The organism is Streptomyces spiramenti (assembly GCF_012034385.1).
Taxonomy (GTDB): domain Bacteria; phylum Actinomycetota; class Actinomycetes; order Streptomycetales; family Streptomycetaceae; genus Streptomyces; species Streptomyces spiramenti.
In genome coordinates this window covers 1-16,125 of record NZ_JAAVJB010000011.1, presented here as the reverse complement: position 1 = coordinate 16,125, position 16,125 = coordinate 1, and the positions used below count along the sequence as shown (strand labels likewise).

At 73.0% G+C, this 16,125-nt stretch carries 13 protein-coding genes; 6 read left to right on the top strand and 7 right to left on the bottom strand.

Annotated elements, in window-relative coordinates; genetic code table 11:
- Window positions 1-67: 67 nt before the first annotated feature.
- Both HCJ92_RS02890 and HCJ92_RS02885 read right to left on the bottom strand, forming a co-directional pair.
- The gene (locus tag HCJ92_RS02890; protein WP_167931784.1) at window positions 68-895 is read right to left on the bottom strand and encodes a DUF3097 family protein; all 828 of its coding nucleotides are present in this window, start codon (window positions 893-895) and stop codon (window positions 68-70) included.
- 10 nt (window positions 896-905) lie between these two features.
- Complete coding sequence (locus tag HCJ92_RS02885; RefSeq protein WP_167931783.1) at window positions 906-1,661, bottom strand: MBL fold metallo-hydrolase; 756 nt, start codon at window positions 1,659-1,661, stop codon at window positions 906-908.
- 221 nt (window positions 1,662-1,882) lie between these two features.
- Here HCJ92_RS02885 and hrcA point away from each other — a divergent pair, with 221 nt between their 5' ends.
- From hrcA to HCJ92_RS02870, 3 genes are all read left to right on the top strand, one after another.
- The gene (hrcA, locus tag HCJ92_RS02880) at window positions 1,883-2,899 is read left to right on the top strand and encodes a heat-inducible transcriptional repressor HrcA (RefSeq protein WP_167931782.1); all 1,017 of its coding nucleotides are present in this window, start codon (window positions 1,883-1,885) and stop codon (window positions 2,897-2,899) included.
- Window positions 2,900-4,027, top strand: a complete 1,128-nt coding sequence (gene dnaJ, locus HCJ92_RS02875; protein WP_167931781.1) for a molecular chaperone DnaJ — start codon at window positions 2,900-2,902, stop codon at window positions 4,025-4,027.
- 197 nt (window positions 4,028-4,224) lie between these two features.
- Window positions 4,225-4,968: a 16S rRNA (uracil(1498)-N(3))-methyltransferase gene (locus HCJ92_RS02870; protein WP_167931780.1), complete on the top strand. Its 744-nt coding sequence runs from the start codon at window positions 4,225-4,227 to the stop codon at window positions 4,966-4,968.
- Window positions 4,969-5,245: 277 nt separating this feature from the next.
- Here HCJ92_RS02870 and HCJ92_RS02865 read toward each other — a convergent pair whose 3' ends face one another.
- Window positions 5,246-5,398 (bottom strand): methionine/alanine import family NSS transporter small subunit, encoded by a 153-nt coding sequence (locus HCJ92_RS02865; protein WP_167931779.1) that lies wholly within the window; start codon window positions 5,396-5,398, stop codon window positions 5,246-5,248.
- Window positions 5,398-7,068 (bottom strand): sodium-dependent transporter, encoded by a 1,671-nt coding sequence (locus HCJ92_RS02860; protein ID WP_167931778.1) that lies wholly within the window; start codon window positions 7,066-7,068, stop codon window positions 5,398-5,400. Before HCJ92_RS02860 ends, HCJ92_RS02865 begins: the two co-directional genes overlap by 1 nt.
- 183 nt (window positions 7,069-7,251) lie before the next feature.
- On the opposite strand from HCJ92_RS02860, the gene HCJ92_RS02855 reads away from it, so the two are divergent.
- The 3 genes from HCJ92_RS02855 (at window position 7,252) to HCJ92_RS25740 (ending at window position 12,244) form a co-directional block, all read left to right on the top strand.
- The gene (locus tag HCJ92_RS02855) at window positions 7,252-10,566 is read left to right on the top strand and encodes a S41 family peptidase (RefSeq protein ID WP_167931777.1); all 3,315 of its coding nucleotides are present in this window, start codon (window positions 7,252-7,254) and stop codon (window positions 10,564-10,566) included.
- Window positions 10,567-10,834: 268 nt separating this feature from the next.
- Complete coding sequence (locus tag HCJ92_RS02850; protein ID WP_167931776.1) at window positions 10,835-11,194, top strand: histidine triad nucleotide-binding protein; 360 nt, start codon at window positions 10,835-10,837, stop codon at window positions 11,192-11,194.
- A gap of 9 nt (window positions 11,195-11,203) precedes the next feature.
- On the top strand, window positions 11,204-12,244 hold the full coding sequence (locus tag HCJ92_RS25740) for a ribonuclease Z (RefSeq protein ID WP_420824662.1): 1,041 nt from the start codon (window positions 11,204-11,206) through the stop codon (window positions 12,242-12,244).
- Window positions 12,245-12,609: 365 nt separating this feature from the next.
- Here HCJ92_RS25740 and era read toward each other — a convergent pair whose 3' ends face one another.
- The 3 genes from era to HCJ92_RS02825 form a co-directional block, all read right to left on the bottom strand.
- Complete coding sequence (era, locus tag HCJ92_RS02835; RefSeq protein WP_420824661.1) at window positions 12,610-13,563, bottom strand: GTPase Era; 954 nt, start codon at window positions 13,561-13,563, stop codon at window positions 12,610-12,612.
- 518 nt (window positions 13,564-14,081) lie between these two features.
- Window positions 14,082-14,429, bottom strand: coding sequence for a cytidine deaminase (locus HCJ92_RS02830; RefSeq protein ID WP_209310658.1), 348 nt, complete (start codon window positions 14,427-14,429; stop codon window positions 14,082-14,084).
- A gap of 500 nt (window positions 14,430-14,929) precedes the next feature.
- A complete protein-coding gene (locus HCJ92_RS02825; RefSeq protein WP_167931774.1) occupies window positions 14,930-15,649 on the bottom strand; it encodes a hypothetical protein in 720 nt (239 codons plus the stop codon).
- Window positions 15,650-16,125: the final 476 nt, after the last annotated feature.

Below are 16,125 nucleotides of genomic sequence, written 5' to 3'. Positions count from 1 at the left end.
AACGGAACCCGCCCGCCAACGGAACCCTGCCGCCACGGATCCCGGTCCCGGCACGGCCGCCCGCGCTTCAGGGCGCGGTCACGTGGTCGATGAGCTCCTCGACCCGTCCCAGGAGCGCCGGTTCCAGGTCCTTGTAGGAGTGGACGCACCCCAGGATGCGTTGCCAGGCGGCGCCGGTGTTGTCGGGCCAGCCGAGGGCGCGGCAGACTCCGCGCTTCCAGTCCTGGCCGCGGGGGACGTGGGGCCACGCGTCGATGCCGACCGACGCGGGCTTCACCGCCTCCCAGATGTCGATGTAGGGGTGTCCCACGACGAGGGTGTGGGCGTCGGTGACCTGCCCGGCGATGCGTGACTCCTTCGATCCGGGCACCAGGTGGTCGACGAGGACACCGAGGCGGGCGTCCGGGCCGGGCCCGAACGCGTCGACGATGGCGGGCAGGTCGTCCACACCTTCGAGGTACTCCACGACCACGCCCTCGATGCGGAGGTCGTCGCCCCAGACCCGTTCGACGAGCTCGGCGTCGTGGCGGCCCTCGACGTAGATGCGGCCCTCACGGGCGACGCGGGCCCGGGCCCCGGGCACGGCGACCGAACCCGAGGCGGTGCGCGCCGGCACGGCGGCGGCCGGTCGTGCCAGGGGCCGCACCAGGGTCACCGGGCGGCCGTCGAGCAGGAAGCCGCCGGGCTCCATGGGGAACGCGCGGAGCTTGCCGAAACGGTCCTCCAGCGTGACGGTCGGCCCCTGCGCGGTCTTCTCGCACCGCACCACCGCACCGCAGAAACCTGTCACGATCTCCTCCACCACGAGGTCGGGGTCCGCGGAGACCTCGGGGGCCGGTGGCCGCTTCCGCTTCCACGGCGGTGTCAGGTCCGGTCCGTACTGTCTGCTGCGCACCGGCCCGAGCTTACGCGCCGCCATCCGTGTCGGGGCACTGCCGCGCCCCCGGGCCTGTCGGCGTGTCGTTCCCGAATCGCCGCGCGAGGGAGTCCCGTTGGGAGCGGACGAACGCGGCGTCCACGACCGCCCCGTGCCCGGGGACGTAGCGCGCCGAGGGGCCGCCGAGGGTGAGTACCCCGTCCAGCGCCGCCGCCCAGCGCGAGGGGTGGGCGTCCGGGCCGGCCTGCGGCTCCCCCGACTCCTCGACGAGGTCGCCGCAGAACACGACTGCGGCGTCGGGCACGTGGACGACGAGGTCGGCGCCGGTGTGGCCGGGGCCGGCCGAGGCCAGCACGACGGAGCGCCCGCCGAGCTCGACGGTCAGCGAGGTGTCGACCTCGATGTCGGGAGCAGTGAGGGCAGCCGCGTCCCTGCGTGCGCCGTCGCCCTCGGCGCCGTGCGCGGTCGCGTCGGACACGAGGCCGCTCCGGCCCTCCGGGGTGAGGAGCGCCCGCGCGCCTGTCGCGGCGTACCGGGTCGCGCCGAGCACGGCCGGGGCTCCCAGGACGTGGTCGAAGTGCAGGTGGGTGAGGGCGAGGTGCCGGACCGGCCGGGTGAACAGTGCCCGCAGCTCGCGCAGCAGGGCGGCCGACGTAGCCGTGTCCGGCCCCGCGTCGATCATCAGCACCGACTCGTCGCCCGCCACCGCGCCGACGGTCTCGTCCCAGCCCGCGAGTCTGCACCGTACGACTCCCGGCGCCAGCTCTTCCCAAGTGCGCTCCATGCCGGGACAGTAGCCTCATGGGCGCGGTGGACGGGTCTCGCGTCGCGCCCGCCCCGGGTCACGGCGCGCGGCGGGTCGTCACGGTCGGCGTTCCTGCCCGTTCCCCGGGCAGCCCTTCACCCGAAGGCGCCGCCCGGCCGTACACTGATCCAGAGAACTGGCACTCGTGCCCTGCGAGTGCCAGGGATTCGAGCGGAGACGCCGGACGGGAGGTGCGCGGCATGCTGAGTGAACGCAGGCTTGAGGTGCTGCGGGCGATCGTCCAGGACTACGTGGGCACCGAGGAGCCGGTGGGGTCCAAGGCCCTCACGCAACGGCACGACCTGCGAGTCTCGCCCGCGACGGTGCGCAACGACATGGCGGTGCTGGAGGACGAGGGCTACATCGCGCAGCCCCACACCAGCGCCGGCCGGGTGCCCACCGACAAGGGCTACCGGCTGTTCGTCGACAAGCTGGCCGACGTCAAGCCGCTGTCGGTGCCGGAGCGTCGCGCGATCCAGAACTTCCTGGACGGCGCGGTCGACCTGGACGACGTAGTAGGCAGGACCGTGCGGCTGCTCGCGCAGTTGACGCGTCAGGTCGCCGTCGTCCAGTACCCGTCGCTGTCCCGCTCGACGGTGCGGCACGTCGAGCTGCTCTCGTTGGCGCCGGCGCGTGTGATGCTGGTGCTCATCACCGACACCGGTCGGGTGGAGCAGCGCGTGATGGACTGCCCGGCGCCGTTCGGCGAGACCTCGCTCGCGGAGCTGCGGGCGAGGTTGAACGCCCGGATTGCGGGGCAGCGCTTCACCGAGGTCCCGCGCCTGGTGCAGGACCTTCCGGAGTCGTTCGACACCGACGACCGCGGACTGGTCCAGACGGTGCTGTCCACGCTGCTGGAGACGCTGGTGGAGGAGACGGAGGAGCGGCTGATGATCGGCGGTACCGCCAACCTGACGCGGTTCGGCCACGACTTCCCGCTGACGATCCGGCCGGTGCTGGAGGCGCTGGAGGAGCAGGTGGTGATGCTCAAGCTCATGGGTGAGGCCAACGACCCCGAGATGACGGTGAGCATCGGTCGTGAGAACGCCCACGAGGGGCTGACCTCCACGTCGATCGTGACCGTCGGCTACGGTTCTGGGGACGAGGCCGTGGCGAAGCTCGGTGTGGTCGGACCGACCAGGATGGATTACCCCGGAACGATGGGAGCCGTGCGCGCGGTGGCACGGTACGTCGGACAGATTCTCGCGGAGAAATAAGTGGCGACTGACTACTACGCGGTCCTTGGCGTGCAGCGGGACGCCTCGCAGGACGAGATCAAGAAGGCGTTCCGCCGGTTGGCGCGTGAGCTGCACCCGGACGTGAACCCCGACCCGAAGACGCAGGAGCGCTTCAAGGAGATCAACACCGCGTACGAGGTGCTCTCCGACCCGCAGAAGAAGCAGATGTACGACCTCGGCGGCGACCCCATGGGGGGCGCGGCCGGGCAGGCCGGGTTCGGTGGTGGCTTCGGGAACTTCTCCGACATCATGGACGCGTTCTTCGGGACCGCCGCGCAGCGCGGTCCGAAGTCGCGGACCCGCCGCGGCCAGGACGCGATGATCCGCCTGGAGATCGACCTCAAGGAGGCCACCTTCGGAACGACGAAGGAGATCCAGGTCGACACGGCGACGATCTGCAAGACGTGCGACGGCGAGGGAGCCGCGCCGGGCACCTCCGCGCAGACCTGCGACATGTGCCGCGGACGCGGGGAGGTCTCGCAGGTCACGCGGTCCTTCCTGGGGCAGGTCATGACCTCGCGGCCCTGCCCGCAGTGCCAGGGTTTCGGCACTGTGGTGCCGACGCCCTGCCCGGAGTGCGCGGGCGACGGCCGGGTCCGCTCCAGGCGGACGCTCACGGTGAAGATCCCCGCCGGTGTGGACAACGGCACCCGGATCCAGCTCGCAGGCGAGGGCGAGGTCGGCCCCGGCGGTGGCCCGCCCGGCGATCTCTTCGTCGAGATCCGCGAGAAGCCGCACGAGATGTTCCAGCGGCGCGGGGACGACCTGCACTGCACGGTGACGATCCCGATGACCGCGGCGGCGCTCGGCACGCAGGTGCCGCTGGAGACCCTGGACGGCATGCAGGAGGTCGACATCCGGCCGGGGACCCAGTCCGGGCAGTCGATCCCGCTGCACGGCCACGGTGTCACCCACCTCCGGGGCAACGGGCGGGGCGACCTCATCGTGCACGTCGAGGTGCAGACACCGCAGAAGCTCGACACCGAGCAGGAGGAACTTCTCCAGAAGTTCGCCGAGCTGCGCGGCGAGGAGCGGCCCTCCGGGCAGTTCCAGCCCGGTCAGCAGGGCCTCTTCAGCAGGCTGAAGGACGCCTTCAACGGCCGGTGACGGCTCTGCCGACCGGTTCCGGTGGTCGGGCCGGGGCGTGCCCACGCATGTCGTGGGCGCTTCCTTGCTCGGCCGGCGCGCGGGTGTCCTGAAGCGCCCCTTCTGTTCCGCGTCGCGTACCGGTGGCACGCGCGCCCGCAGCTGCGAGGTCGGCCGGTGCCGACCTCGCACCCGACCCCACGGAGGGTCCTCCGCTCATGACGGCACCGGTCTTTCTCCACCCCGATGTCGGCGCGGCGACCCCGGGCGCCCGCCTCGCGCTGGACGGCCCGGAGGGGCGTCACGCGGTGTCGGTGAAGCGGCTGCGCCCCGGTGAGGAGCTGACGCTGACGGACGGGGCGGGCGCCGGTGCGGTCGCCGCCGTGGTGGAGACCTCGGGCAAGGACCGGCTGCTCGCGGAGGTGCGGGAGACGCGGTGGGAGCCGCCGCCCGAGCCCTGGCTCACCGTGGTCCAGGCGCTTCCCAAGGGCGACCGGGGCGAGGTAGCCGTGGAGACGATGACCGAGACGGGTGTCGACGCCGTCGTCCCGTGGGCCGCCGCTCGCTGCGTGACCCGGTGGCGGGAGGAGCGTGGGGCGAAGGCGCTGGCGAAGTGGCGTTCCACCGCGCGCGAGGCCGGCAAGCAGTCGCGACGCATGCGGTTCCCGGAGGTCGCAGAGCCGGTCACGACGCGGCAGCTGCTTCCGCTGCTGGCCGCGGCCGACCTCGCAGTGGTGCTGCACGAGGAGGGTGACGTTCCGCTGGCCGGGATCGGGTTGCCGGCCTCCGGTCGGATCGTGCTCGTCGTCGGTCCCGAAGGGGGCATCGGTGCGGAGGAGCTGGCTGAGCTGACTGCCGCGGGCGCGTCTCCCTGCCGGCTGGGCCGCAGCGTGCTCCGCACCTCGACGGCCGGCACCGCGGCTGCGGCGGTGCTGCTGGCGCGTACCGGACGCTGGGGCTGAACCCGCCCGCAGCTGCCGGGCGCACGGCCCGCCGGTACCCGTGGCCCGGCCGCCCCCCCGGCGGTTCTCCGACCGCTCCGGCCGGTGAGCTCGTCCTTCGGTCGCCGCCGGTGTCCTGGGGCCGCCGGTGTCCTGGGAGCGAGAGCCGCGCCGCGGTGGTCCGTGCGGAGGCAGAGGGTTCAGGAGACGGCGGTGCCCGGAACCTCTGCAGGGGTTCCGGGCACCGCCGATCCCTCCCGGCCCCGCACCGTGCGGAGGGGCACGGTGGAGCGGGCGGTCAGTCCTGCGTCGTTCCCTCGGCGGGGTCACGTCCGGTATCGGGTTCGCGCTGCATGTCGGGCCGGCGGTGCACGTTGATCATCGCGGCGATCATGCCGCCCCAGAGCAGGGTCATCGAGACGACCATCATGACGACGGCGCTGGTGGACATCAGTGGTTCCCTTCCGTGGTGCCCTCGTCATCCGAGCTGCGTGGTGGCCTCCCGGGGTCCGGCCCGAAGGCTGCCCCGGCCGGGGGATCGACGGGCCTCGCGCCGGTACCAGGCGGTGTGGCGCCGGTGGCGCCCGCCGCCCCGCCCGCAGCGGTGGCCGGCAGTGGCTCGCGCTCCGGCGAGGGCGGGTCGTCCCGGCGCCAGGGGAGCAGCGACATGACGACGCCGACGATCAGCGCGCCGACCGCGACGCCCCATCCGCCCCACAGCAGGAACGACGTCGGGTAGTCGCTGTAGTTGTCGGAGAACTCTCCGGTGAGGCTGTCCACCATCATCCAGCCGAGGACCACCGGCGTGATCACTCCGAGGCAGAGTCGCCACCACACGCCCAGACGGACGCTGGAGCTGCTGTCCGCCTCGGCCTGCTGTTGCGGCAGCTTGCGCAGGTACCAGGAGACGACGATCAGGACGGCCAGCGCCGCGAGGGTGACCCCGTAGCTGTTGATGAAGTGGTCGGCCGCGTCGAGCAGGTAGAGGCCGCCGTCGGTGGCGAACAGGCCCGTGGAGGTCACGGTCAGGGCGCCGCCGATGATGAGCACGGCTCGGGTGCGGCTGATGCCGGTGTGCTCCTGCACCGCGGACACGATGACCTGCACGATGCTGATGAGCGAGGTCAGGCCCGCGGCCACCAGCGAGACGAAGAACAGCACGCCGAAGAAGGCCCCGGCGGGCATCTGGGAGACGATCTGCGGGAACGCCACAAAGGCGAGCCCGATGCCCTCACTGACCACCTCGTCGACCGGGACGCCGGCCTGCGCCGCCATGAACCCGAGGACAGCGAAGACGCCGATCCCGGCGAGCAGCTCGAACGAGCAGTTGGAGAAGCTGACCGCCAGTGCCGAACCGGAGAGGTCCGCGCGGCGCTTCAGGTACGAGGCGTAGGTGATCATGACGCCGAAGCCGACCGAGAGCGAGAAGAAGATCTGCCCGTAGGCGGCGATCCAGACACTGCTGTCGGTCAGCGCGTTCCAGTCGGGGCTGAAGAAGGCGTCGAGACCGTCGAACGCGCCGTCCAGCGTCAGGGCGCGGACGACGAGGATCAGGAAGAAGACGACCAGGAGCGGGATGAAGATGCGGTTGCACCATTCGATGCCGCGCCGGACCCCGAGCCAGAGGACGACGAGCGTCAGGAGCCAGACGGCCAGCAGGGTCCAGGCGACCCCCGGCACGAAGGACGTGATGGCGCCGGGTTCGTCGCCGACCTGCAGGAAGTCGTTGTAGAAGTACCCGTCCGGGTCATCTCCCCAACTGAGGTTGACGGAGAAGCCGACGTAGCGCACCGCCCACGCGAGGATCACCGCGTAGTAGGCGGCGATGACGAAGCAGATCGCCACCTGCCACCAGCCGAGCGCCTCGGCGGGCCGCCACATCCGTCGGAAGGATCCGGGCGCCGAGGCTCGGTACCGGCGGCCGATCGTGTACTCCAGGATCAGCAGCGGGATACCGGCCGTGAGCAGCGCGATGAGGTACGGCAGCAGGAACGCGCCGCCCCCGGCCTCGTAGGCGACGGCCGGGAAACGCCAGATGTTCCCCAGGCCGACGGCCGACCCGATCGCGGCGAACAGGAAGCCCGCGCGGGTGCTCCACTGCTCCCGGGGCTGTGCGGACATGACACCAGACCCTTCATGGTTCTTGCGATGAGCAGACACACGGCGACGCCCTCGCCGTGCGACCCGCGCGCGCCGGCAGCGCGGAGGCGCGAATCCTTCGTCTTTCCGCATGATGAACCGAACGTCCGGCCGGATCGCCGAAAGCCCCTTGGTTCCGGCGTGTCGCACTCATAGGGTCGGTGGATGAACTCACCTTCCTACCTTCGGCACCCCCACCTGCGGGGTGACGTGATCACCTTTGTCGCCGAGGACGACGTCTGGGCCGCTCCGCTCGACGGTGGCCGCGCCTGGCGGATCAGCGCGGACCGGGCGCCGGCCGGCAACCCCCGGATCTCGCCCGACGGCACACAGGTCGCGTGGACATCGACCAGGGACGGTGAACCCGAGGTCCACGTCGCCTCGGTCGACGGCGGGCCGGCCCGCCGACTGACCTACTGGGGCAACCCCGCCACGCGCGTCGTCGACTGGCTGCCCGGTGAGGGCGGCGACCCCGACGAGATCATCGCCCTCACCGCGTACGGCCGCCCTTCGGTGCTCAGGCCCTGGGCGCACGCCGTCCCCATCGACGGCTCCCCGGCACGGATCCTGCCGTACGGCCAGACCGGCGGCGTGGCCCTCGGCCCCGGCGGCGCCGCGCTGCTCGTCTCCGCCGGGCAGAGCCGCGGCCGGGACGCCGCACGCTGGAAGCGCTACCGCGGCGGCACCGCCGGGAAGCTGTGGATCGACACGGACGGGGACGGTGAGTTCGGCCGCGTCCACCAAGATCTCGACGGCAACCTGGAATGCCCGATGTGGGTCGGTGACCGCATCGCCTTCCTCTCCGACCACGAGGGCACGGGTGCGGTGTACTCCTCGCGCCCCGACGGCACGGACCTGCGCCGCCACACACCCCTGGACAGCGGTTACGCGCGCCAGGCGGCGACCGACGGCAGGCGCGTCGTCCACGCGCGACGCGGCGAGCTGTGGATCCTCGACGACCTGGCCGGTGCCGCGCCGACCCGGGCGGACTTCCGCTTCGCGGGGCCCCGTACCGAACGCCAGCCGCGCCCCGTCAGCGCCGCGCACAACCTGGGGTCCTTCGCCCCCGACCACACCGGCCGCGCCACCGCCGTCGAGGCGCGCGGCACGGTGCACTGGGTCACCCACCGCGACGGTCCGGTCCGGTCGGTCGCCACCGACGCCGGCGTCCGCGCCCGCCTGCCCCAGGCCTTCCGCTCCGAGGACACCGACCAGGTGCTGTGGGTGACCGACGCCCAGGGCGACGACGCGCTGGCGCTGGCACCCGCGGCGCCCCCGGTCGACCACGCCGGCCCCCGGCTGCTGGCTGCCGGTGCCCTCGGACGGGTGCTCGAACTCCGGGTCTCGCCCGACGGGAGCACCGCCGCCGTCGCCTCGCACGACGGGCGCCTGCTGCTGGTCGACCTCCCGAGCGGCGAGGTCCACGAGCTCGACCGTTCCGGCGACGGTGACGTGGACGGACTGACCTTCTCGCCCGACTCCCGCTGGCTGGCCTGGTCCCACCCCGATGTGCAGCCGCTCCGGCAGATCCGGCTCGCCGAGCTCGCGCAGCGCACCGTGCACGAGGTGACGCCCGCGCGGTTCAAGGACTTCTCACCCGCGTTCACCCGGGACGGAAAGCACCTGGCCTTTCTCTCCGAGCGGACCTTCGACCCGGTCTACGACGCGCACGTCTTCGACCTCGGGTTCTCCGCGGGAGGACGGCCGCATCTCCTCACACTGGCCGCCGACGCGCTCTCCCCGTTCGGCCCGCAGCGTCACGGCCGCCCCAACGGTGCCGACGACGAAGCCGGAGAGCGCGAGCCCGGCGCGACGAACATCCAGGGCACCTCGGGCGCTGACGCCGCCGACGCGGCGACGGCGGCCGACAACGCCGAAGGGGCTGCGGCGGCGCCCTCCCGGACCGCGCCGCCCACCACCCGGGTCGATCTCGACGGACTCGCCGACCGGGTCGTGCCGTTCCCGGTGGACGCGGCCAGCTGCTCGGAGCTGCGTGCCTCCGCCACCGGCGTGCTGTGGCTCGAACACCCGGTCTCCGGTGTTCTCGGCACCGGAACCGAGGACCCGCCGGAGTCCCGGCTCCGGCGCTACGACCTCACCCGACGACGGGCCGGCACCCTCACGGAGCGCGCCGACGCCTACGAGATGACCGGTGACGGGCTCCAGGTCGTGCTGCGGGCGGGCGGAAAGCTGCGGGCCGTCCCCGCCGACTCGGACGCGGACAAGCTGGACGGCGACGACGACCGCAACCAGCGCATCGATCTCGGCCGTGTCCGCATCACCGTCGACCCCGCCGCGGAGTGGCGGCAGATGTTCGACGAGTGCGGTCGGCTGATGCGCGACAACTTCTGGCGCGCGGACATGGGCGGCGTCGACTGGGAAGCGGTGCTCGCGGAGTACCGCCCCCTCGTGGAGGCCGTCGGTACCCATGACGACCTCACCGACCTGCTGTGGGAGGTCGTCGGCGAGCTGTACACCTCGCACGCGTACATCGTTCCGGCGGGCCGCCACACCCCCGCGGCGCGCCGGCAGGGGCTCCTCGGCGCGGACATCTCCCGGCACGAGGACGGCACCTGGCGGGTGGACCGCGTCCTGCCGACGGAGAGCTCCGACCCGCACGCACGCTCACCGCTGACAGCCCCGGGGGTCGCCGTTCGCCCCGGGGACGCCCTCGTCGCGGTCGACGGCCGTCCCGTGGACCCGGTCACGGGCGTCGCTCCGCTGCTGGCCGGGACGGCGGACCAGGCCGTGGAGCTGACGGTCGAGCCCGCTGGGGGCGGCCCGCGTCGGCAGGTCGTCGTGGTGCCGGTGCCGAGCGAGGAGGCCCTGCGCTACCAGGACCTGGTGCGCGCGCGCCGGGAGGAGGTGCGTCGCAGCTCCGGAGGCCGGCTCGGCTACCTGCACGTCCCCGACATGATGGGGGTCGGCTGGGCACAGCTCCACCGGGACCTGCGGACCGAGATCGGCCGGGACGGCCTCGTCGTGGACGTTCGCGAGAACCGTGGCGGCCACACCTCGCAGTTGGTGATCGAGAAGCTGTCCCGGCGCGTCATCGGCTGGGACCTCATCCGCGGCGCCCGTCCGGTCACCTTTCCCGCGGAGGCCCCGCGAGGCCCGATGGTGGCGTTGTGCGACGAGTTCTCCGGCTCCGACGGCGACATCGTGACCGCGTCCATCAAGCGGCTCGGCCTGGCTCCCGTGATCGGCACCCGCACCTGGGGCGGCGTGGTCGGGATCGACGGCCGGTACTCGCTGGTCGACGGTACGCACACCACGCAGCCCAAGTACGCGATCTGGTTGGACGGTCCCGGTTGGGAGGTGGAGAACTACGGCGTCGAACCCGATGTCGAGGTCCCCGTGTCCCCGCAGGACTGGGTGGCCGGCCGTGACCCGCAGCTGGAGGAGGCGCTGCGGACGGTCCTGGCGGAGCTGGAGCGGGTCGGCCCCATGACGCCGCCGTCGCCACCCGAGATCGGCTGAGGACAGCGCCGGGGAGGGCTGCCCCTCCCCGGCCCGGGCCCGCTGCTGTGCCGGGACGTTCGGCCGGCCGTGGGCCCCGTAGCGGGCCCGGGCGCCCGCGGCGCGTTCCGGACGGCGCCACGCCGTCCGGAAGCCGTGCCTGAGCAGGGGGGCGTCCGCTGTCGGCGCGCAACGGGCCCAGCCGCAGGTCGTTGCCGCCCGCCGGGTGCGCGGCCCGTGGCGCGTGACCGGGCCGGGGCGCTCGGGGGTCTGCGGGTACGATCCGTCCATGGCTGGAGAACCCCAGGCGGACTGCCTGTTCTGCAAGATCGTCGCCGGTGATGTGCCCGCCACGGTGGTGCACGAGACGGAGACGACCCTCGCCTTCCGGGACATCAACCCGCAGGCGCCCACCCACGTTCTGGTCATCCCCCGCGCGCACTACGCCGACGCGGCCTCGCTGGCTGAGGCCGAACCCGATGTCGCCGCGGATGTCGTGACGGTCGCCGGTCGGGTCGCCGAGCAGGAGGGCGCGGGCGACAGCGGCTACCGCGTCGTCTTCAACACCGGCGCCGGAGCGGGGCAGACGGTCTTCCACGCGCACGCCCACCTGCTCGCCGGCCGGGGCCTCAACTGGCCTCCCGGCTGAGCGGGCACCGTGTCACCGCGCGAACTGGTCGTCCTCGGCACGGCCGGCCAGGTCCCCACCCGTCACCGGAACCACAACGGCTACTTCCTGCGGTGGGACCGGGAGGGGCTCCTCTTCGACCCGGGTGAGGGAACGCAGCGTCAGATGCTGCTCGCCGGTGTCAGCGCCCACGATCTGACTAGGCTGTGCGTCACCCACTTCCACGGGGACCATTCGCTGGGCCTGGCGGGAGTCATCCAGCGCATCAATCTCGACCGGGTGCCGCACCAGGTCACGGCGCACTACCCTGCCTCCGGGCAGCGCTTCTACGACAGGCTCCGTCAGTCCACCGCCTACCGCACCACCGTGCGGATCGCCGAGCACCCCGTGGACCTCGCCACAGCCCCCGGGACCCGGCAGCCGGAGCGTGGCGACCTCGCCCCGTCGGCCACCGAGAACCTCGACACTCCGGTGCCGGGATCCACCGTGCCACCGGAGGCCGAGGGGGCGAGGTCGGGGAGCGGGCCCGGCCTCGCGTGGTCCGCGGCGGGTGACGGCTTCGTGCTGAGCGCGGCACGGCTCTCCCACCCGGTGGACGCCGTTGGCTACCGGCTCGACGAGCCGGACGGCGTCCGCATGCTTCCGGAGCGGCTCGCCGCCGTCGGTATCCGCGGTCCGGATGTCGGCCGGTTGCAGCGGGAGGGGACGCTGCGGGGTGTCGATCTCACGGAGGTCAGCGAGCGTCGCCCCGGCCAGAGTTTCGCCTTCGTCATGGACACGCGCATGTGCGAGGGCGTGTACGCCCTGGCCGAGCGGTGCGACATGCTGGTCATCGAGTCGACCTTTCTCGACGAGGACGCGGGACTTGCCGACGAACACGGCCACTTGACCGCCGGCCAGGCGGGCCGGGTCGCCGCGTCGTGCGGGGTGCGGCATCTCGTGCTGACCCATTTCAGTCAGCGTTACCCCGACGCGGAGCAGTTCGGGCGGCAGGCCCGTGCCGCCGGTTTCACGGGCGAACTCACCGTGGCCCGCGACCTGGAACGGGTGGAGTTGCCGCCCCGACGATGACGACCGTACCACCACTTGACTACACCACGTAACGATGGCTACGCTCTGTGTTGCGTGGTGGTGGGTCGAGGAGCGTGGCTGTGTGGAACGCGGTGTGGTCATGGCTGTGGTGGTGGGTCGCCCCTGGGGGCACCGGCGGGCGGGAACGGGCCGGCCCAGGTCAAGGCGCGCAGCGCCGGTAGGTCGCTCGAGCGGGGGGGCGGCCCCCGAGGACGAACGCGGGATCGGCCCGGACCCGGTCACCGAGCGGAGGTCGTGGCGGAGGCCGCCGGTCTATGACTGCGGGCGGGCAACGAAGGAGTGCGCAGGATGCGCCGGCGAGCCGGGCCGCGCGAAGGCGACCGGACCCGCCGAGGGGCAGTGGGTCAGAAACCGAGCCGCCGCAGCTGTTTGGGGTCGCGCTGCCAGTCCTTGGCGATCTTCACGTGCAGGTCGAGGAAGACCGGCGTGCCGAGCAGCGCCTCGATGTGGCGGCGGGAGGTGGTGCCGACCTCCTTCAGCCTGCGGCCCTTCGGCCCGATGACGATGCCCTTCTGGCTGGAGCGCTCGATGAAGAGGTTCGCGTGGATGTCCAGCAGGGGGCGATCCGCGGGGCGGCCCTCCCTCGGGAGCATCTCCTCGACCACGACGGCGATGGAGTGCGGCAGTTCGTCCCGCACCCCTTCCAGCGCGGCTTCCCGGATCAGTTCCGCGACCATGACCTGTTCGGGCTCGTCGGTCAGGTCACCCTCCGGGTAGAGCAGCGGCCCTTCCGGGAGCAGCGGCACCAGTAGGTCGGCGAGGAGCGAGAGCTGCTGGTCGCCGACGGCGGAGACGGGAACGATCTGCGCCCAGTCGATCCCCAGTTCCTGGCCGAGGCGATCCACGGCGATCAGCTGCTCGGCCAGCGTCTGGGGGTCGACCAGGTCGGTCTTGGTGACAATGGCGACCTTGGGGGTGCGCTTGATCGAGGCGAGTTCCTTGGCGATGAACTTGTCGCCCGGGCCAAGCTTCTGGTCGGCCGGCAGGCAGAAGCCGATGACGTCCACCTCGGCCCAGGTGGTGCGGACCACGTCGTTCAGCCGCTCGCCGAGCAGCGTGCGCGGCTTGTGGAGGCCGGGGGTGTCGACCAGGATCAGCTGCGCGTCCGGGCGGTGCACGATGCCGCGCACCGTGTGCCGGGTGGTCTGCGGGCGGTTGGAGGTGATCGCGACCTTCGTCCCCACCAGCGCGTTGGTCAGGGTCGACTTGCCCGCGTTGGGGCGGCCGACGAAACAGGCGAACCCCGAGCGGTGCGGGGCATCGGAGGTGGCGGGGGAGGGAGCACTCATGAGGGCCATTGTCCCCGATCCTCTGCCGACGCAGGACGGCGGCAGGGGCGCGCGCCAGGCGGCGCACGGTTCGGGAGAGGAGAAGGGGGAACCGCCCCGCCGGAGCGGTGCGAAGGGGCGCGGCCCACGCGGTACTCCGAGCGATGCCAGACAGGCCCACCCTGCACTGGACGGGGGAGTCCATACCCGCCTGCCGCGCGATGAGAGACAGTCCGTGATCGTTGGACGCGCGGTCATCGCTGAGGCTGGGGCTGGGTACCGGTTGCCGAGCGCTGGATGCTGGTGTTCGGAGCCTGGCGTCGGCAGCCGGACCAACGGACGTCCGGACCTATTGTTCGCCCCGTCGCCCCGTCGCCCCGTCGCCCCGTCGGTCGCGCGGGGGACGGCACGGGGGCGGGGCGACGGGGGCAGGAGAGGGGCTGCCGACCGAGGAGAGGGGGCCCTACGGTCTCGGGCGCCGAGCCGCAGAAGGAGCACCCGAGGCTCTGACCGGCGTGCCTGCGGGACACGGGCGGTGTCCTCCTCGCTCAGCCGGCGGTGCGACTGTCGCGCAGTTCGCCGTCGGTGTCGGCCAGGAGGACGGCTGTGGCGGGACCGCCGAGGTCGTTGACGGCGGCGAGGTCCTCCGCAGGGAGCTCCGCGGCCTCCGAGACAACGGCCGCGGCTTCCAGAGAGGTCGCACCGCTCGCCACGGCCATGGCCACCGCGGTCCGCAACGCACTGAGACGCAGCGAGTCCAGGTGCACGGTGCCGGCGACGTAGGTTCGGCCCATGTCGTCCCTGACTGCTGCGCCCTCGGCGACGCCGTTACGGGCGCGAGCGCTCCGCGCCAGCGTGATGATCTTGCGGTCCTCAGGGTCCATGGCGTCGCTCATGCGCAGAGCTTACGGCGCCCGTCCCCCGCGCCCGTCGCCGCTCCGCCCTGCCGTCGTGCGCGACCCGCGTGTGTGGGACGACCTGGGACGAGGGGCGGCGCGACGCGATGGCGGCCCCAACACCGGCCCCGGCCGGGCCGGCGGTGCCGAGCCTCGTGCTGTCGGTGCCGTGTCGTGGCGCCTGTGCTGCTCACCCGCTGTGTGCCGGTGTGCCGTGGCCCCGGCGGGCCGTGCGGCCGGTGGCCCCTCCGGCGGTGCCCGGCCGGCTGGGCCTGTGGGTGGTGAGGCTCAGAGGGGCCTGACGGACGGCGTGGGAGCCGGGGCCGAGAGCGCAGGGGCGGGGCGGTGGCGTGGCCGTGGGGCGACCCGCCATCCGCCCCGCGGCGATCGGTCCCGCGCTGCTCCGGGCGCGCTCACGGCCTCCGCCGTTCCGCGCCCGGGGCGGGTGACGACGGACGCTCGGGCGTGGGCGACGCGGTGACCGCGTTCGGAAGGAGTGCTCAGAGCTCCGTCCCGTCCAGGTCCTCGGGCGGCTCGGGCGTCCGCCCTTCCTGTACCGCGTGCAGCTTCTCTGCGGCACGTTCCAGCATCGGCTCCAGGTCGCCGGTTCCGGCGTCGTCCCGTCCCACCTGGGCGACCAGCACGGTGTGCTCACCGACGCGGACCAAGGCGGCTTCGGCGACCACCTCAGGGGCCTCGGTGGTCTCCGGTTCCCGTTCGAACCGGACGGCCGCGACCTCGTCCGCCATCGAGTCCTTCAGCGAGGGCTCCTCGGTGCCGCCGCCGTTGTAGGTCACGCTGATCTCGGTCGGGCCGTGTCCCTCACCCTCGACGATCGCGAACGAGTTGCAGGCCTCCGCAGTCCGCCGGTAGTCCTCCAGAGCGGCCTGCGCCGCCCCCTCACCACCGTGTGCGGCTGCGGTGGTGCGGACGAAGGGGCCGGAGAACGACCGCGCGAACGCGGTGGAGGCAGCGGTGTCGGCGCCCCCGTCGAACAACGCCCGGCAGCTCGCCTCCTGTGGAGCCGGCACGCCTATGCCGCGCTGGGCCTCCGCCTGCGCGCTGTCGCGGGCCCAGTCCTCGGGGAAGTCCATGTGGTCCAGCAGCGCACTCCGCAGCTGCTCCTCGTCCAGCGACTCCGCCGAGGCGCTGGCGCCGGCGCCCGGCAGCAGCAGTGCTGCCCCGACCGCGCCCATCACTACTCGCAGTTGCCATCGCATCCCCCTATCGGACCATCGCTCCCCCCACCCCGCCACTCGGAACGGCACCCGTGACGTGCGGGGAAGTCCCTCACTTCTCGGCGCGCGACCGGGCCCCGGAGCCGCTCGACGGCGGCGAGGTCGGGCAGGGCCGAAGCACCCTGGGGGCCGGTGCCGACCAGACCTGGCCCGGGACCGGCCACAGCCGGGGCTGACGAGGGGACCGGGTTCGGGGGCACCGGTACCGCACGTCTCGGTGCGCCTGCCTCCCCGCGCCGGGGAACCGGCCCGTACACCCCGCCCGGGGCAGCGGGCCGGCCTGCGGCAATCGTCCCGTCGGCAGTGCGGGAACGGCCTCTGCGGGCACGGGCGCTCGCCCCGGGGGGAACGGCCCCTGGGGAGGCGGGCACCCATACGGAGGAACGCCGGCCGACGCCGGGGACGGACAGGCCCACGTCTCACGGGCCGCCGGCCCACGTCCCGGGACGTGGGCCGGC

Excerpts from the sequence above, each read along its gene's own strand:
- HCJ92_RS02825 (WP_167931774.1), bottom strand. The coding sequence starts at position 15,649 with ATGCGATGGCAACTGCGAGTAGTGATGGGCGCGGTCGGGGCAGCACTG.
- era (WP_420824661.1), bottom strand. The coding sequence starts at position 13,563 with ATGGCCCTCATGAGTGCTCCCTCCCCCGCCACCTCCGATGCCCCGCAC.
- HCJ92_RS02850 (WP_167931776.1), top strand. The coding sequence starts at position 10,835 with ATGGCTGGAGAACCCCAGGCGGACTGCCTGTTCTGCAAGATCGTCGCC.
- hrcA (WP_167931782.1), top strand. The coding sequence starts at position 1,883 with ATGCTGAGTGAACGCAGGCTTGAGGTGCTGCGGGCGATCGTCCAGGAC.
- HCJ92_RS02855 (WP_167931777.1), top strand. The coding sequence starts at position 7,252 with ATGAACTCACCTTCCTACCTTCGGCACCCCCACCTGCGGGGTGACGTG.
- HCJ92_RS02885 (WP_167931783.1), bottom strand. The coding sequence starts at position 1,661 with ATGGAGCGCACTTGGGAAGAGCTGGCGCCGGGAGTCGTACGGTGCAGA.
- HCJ92_RS02865 (WP_167931779.1), bottom strand. The coding sequence starts at position 5,398 with ATGTCCACCAGCGCCGTCGTCATGATGGTCGTCTCGATGACCCTGCTC.
- HCJ92_RS02870 (WP_167931780.1), top strand. The coding sequence starts at position 4,225 with ATGACGGCACCGGTCTTTCTCCACCCCGATGTCGGCGCGGCGACCCCG.
- HCJ92_RS02860 (WP_167931778.1), bottom strand. The coding sequence starts at position 7,068 with ATGTCCGCACAGCCCCGGGAGCAGTGGAGCACCCGCGCGGGCTTCCTG.
- HCJ92_RS02830 (WP_209310658.1), bottom strand. The coding sequence starts at position 14,429 with ATGAGCGACGCCATGGACCCTGAGGACCGCAAGATCATCACGCTGGCG.